The sequence below is a fragment of the Mycobacterium sp. KBS0706 genome (assembly GCF_005938675.2).
Lineage (GTDB): Bacteria > Pseudomonadota > Alphaproteobacteria > DSM-16000 > Inquilinaceae > Inquilinus.
Window position 1 is genome coordinate 1 of the sequence record NZ_VCCH02000236.1, and the last position, 2442, is coordinate 2442.

Consider the following 2442-nt stretch of genomic DNA (forward strand, 5'->3'; position numbering starts at 1 on the left):
CCTGGTCGGCGCCCGGATTCTGGGCCTGTGGGTCGACAGCGACTTCAAGGGACAGGGTCGGCTCGGCCTGTCGCGCGGCGTCAGCGACAGTGCCACGATCGTCGATGGCCTCGTCGGGGTCCGCGCCAGCGTGGAACTGGGCAGCGGCTTCTCGTTGCTCGGCTATGCCGACATCGGCGCCGGCAACTCCGACCTCACCTGGCAGGTGCTCGGTGCCGTCGAATACAGCTTCAGCAACTCGGTCTCGGGCGCCATCGGCTACCGCTATCTCGGCTATGACTTCGGCGGCCACGCACCGCTCGACGACCTGGCGCTCTACGGGCCGATCCTCGGCGTCACCTTCCGGTTCTGACCGCGGTCGCGCGATCAAAGATGCGGCTGCCCGGGCACGGAAAGGTTCGAGGCGCACCAGGCCGGCGGAAGGCACCGGAAGACAGGGAGAGAAACGCGATGCGAGCGACGAATTGGAGGTCGGCAAGGGTCTTGGCGCCGACCGGTATTCCAAATCCTGGATTCTGCATAATGTCGCGGGGTGCATCTGATAGATTGCGTTTTCCCAGTGTAGATTATCGATTATGAGCAATTTATTCTCGGAGAACCTGCGATGGAGCGTCTTATGATCCGCGTATATTGGCATATTGCTGCAATCGGCTTATCGTCGATATTGGCGATGCCAGCCTTGGGCCAGAGCGCTTCACCGAAGTACTCGGCCAACGTCCCTGCCTGGATCACGACCCCGGACGTCGTCGAGACGCGGATCGGCACATTGAGGTTTCACCACGGCGCGCCCGATGATCAGACGGTCAAGCTCGCGTATGACCAACTCGATTTCTCGCGCGGCATCGAGGCGTTTTTTACCGGTATGCCGGCCACGTCCGTGCGAGCTGCCTGCAACGGCCTCGAGCAGGCCGGGATCAAGAAGAATCAGGGGTTCGGCATCACTGAGGATCTCATGGATGCTCGCTCCCTCTTCCTCACGCCCAACACCACCACCGTCTACGTCCTCACCTGTCTCGACCTCAAGGACGGTCCGATGCTCCTGCAAGTGCCGTCAGGAGTCCTCGGTCCCGTGGATGATGCCTATTTCCGGTGGGTGACGGATATCGGATTGACCGGCCCTGATGCCGGCCGGGGCGGCACCTATCTCTTCGTTCCCCCTGGCCACACCGGCGATCTTCCATCGGAAGGCTATTTCACCGTCAAGCCCCGCACCAACACCCTGCTCGTGTTCTTCAGGGTGTTCGTGAAGGGCGGCGACATCAGTGCAGCGGTTCAGCACGTCAAAACCAGTGCCAACGTATTTCCGCTCTACGCGACATCTGAGACGGGCGATCCGCTAGAGGCTCAGTTCGTCAACACCTCCGGCATGAAGTTCAACACCATCAGCGCCAACACCATCCGGTTCTATGACGAGTTGAACGAGGTCGTGCAGAACGAGCCCGCAGATTTTGTCGATCCCGACAAGGTGGGGCTTTTCGGGGCCATCGGCATCAGGAAGGGACAGCCCTTCGCGCCCGATGCGCGGATGAAGGGTATTTTGACCGATGCCATCGCCGTGGCCAACGCGACGGCCCGATCAATCCTGTTCGCTTCGCGCGACGAGCAGACGAGATTCTATCCGGACCGGCAGTGGTTCACGCCCTTCGTCGGCGGCAGCTATCTGTTCCAGGAGGGAGCGGAGCGCCTGCTCGATGCCCGGACGATGTTCTTCTACTACGCGACGGGGATCACCCCGGCGATGGCGATGGCGAAGGTGGGCTCGGGCTCCGCCTACGCGGCCGCGATGCGGGATGCAAAGGGCAACTATTTTGACGGTGGCAAGACCTACAAGGTCACCCTGCCGGGTCCGATCCCCGCCAAGGAATTCTGGTCCTTCGTCGTCTATGACAACCAGACCCGATCCCTCCTCGAGACAGATCAGAAGCTCGCCGGCGTGGACAGCACGATGCAGGCGCTCAAGGCCGATGCCGACGGCTCCGTGACTGTCTGGTTTGGTCCCAAGGCACCAGCTGGCCAGGAACACAACTGGGTCCAAACGATGCCAGGCAAGGGCTGGAACGTCCTTCTGCGGCTGTACGGGCCACTTGAGCCCTGGTTCAACAAGAGTTGGAAGCCCGGGGATATCGAGCTTGTCGAGTAGCGAGGGTCGCAGGATGATCTCAATTGCATCCATTCCGATCGCACAGACGGACGCCGAACGTGCGGACATGATCTGGATCGCCGGCGGCAGTTTCCGGATGGGATCCGATCGTCATTACCCCGAGGAAGCGCCTGTGCACGGCGTTCGGGTCGACGGCTTCTGGATGGACCGGACACCGGTCACCAACTGGCAGTTCCGCGCCTTTGTCGATGCGACCCGCTACGTGACCTTCGCCGAGATCCCGCCGGATCCGAGGGACTACCCCGGCGCAAAGCCCGAGATGCTGAAGGCCGCTTCGCTCG

3 protein-coding genes are annotated in these 2442 nt (G+C 61.8%); all 3 read left to right on the top strand.

Translation table 11 applies throughout. The features are described from left to right. A partial coding sequence (locus tag FFK22_RS43620; protein WP_221939285.1) for a hypothetical protein occupies window positions 1–352 on the top strand: 352 nt, incomplete at its 5' end. 252 nt (window positions 353–604) lie between these two features. Beyond that, a complete protein-coding gene (locus FFK22_RS41415) occupies window positions 605–2140 on the top strand; it encodes a DUF1254 domain-containing protein (RefSeq protein WP_221939286.1) in 1536 nt (511 codons plus the stop codon). A gap of 67 nt (window positions 2141–2207) precedes the next feature. Beyond that, a partial coding sequence (locus tag FFK22_RS41420; protein WP_221939287.1) for an SUMF1/EgtB/PvdO family nonheme iron enzyme occupies window positions 2208–2442 on the top strand: 235 nt, incomplete at its 3' end.

What these genes read in the sequence shown, in the direction of transcription:
- FFK22_RS41415 (WP_221939286.1), top strand. Translation starts at nt 605, where the DNA reads ATGGAGCGTCTTATGATCCGCGTATATTGGCATATTGCTGCAATCGGC.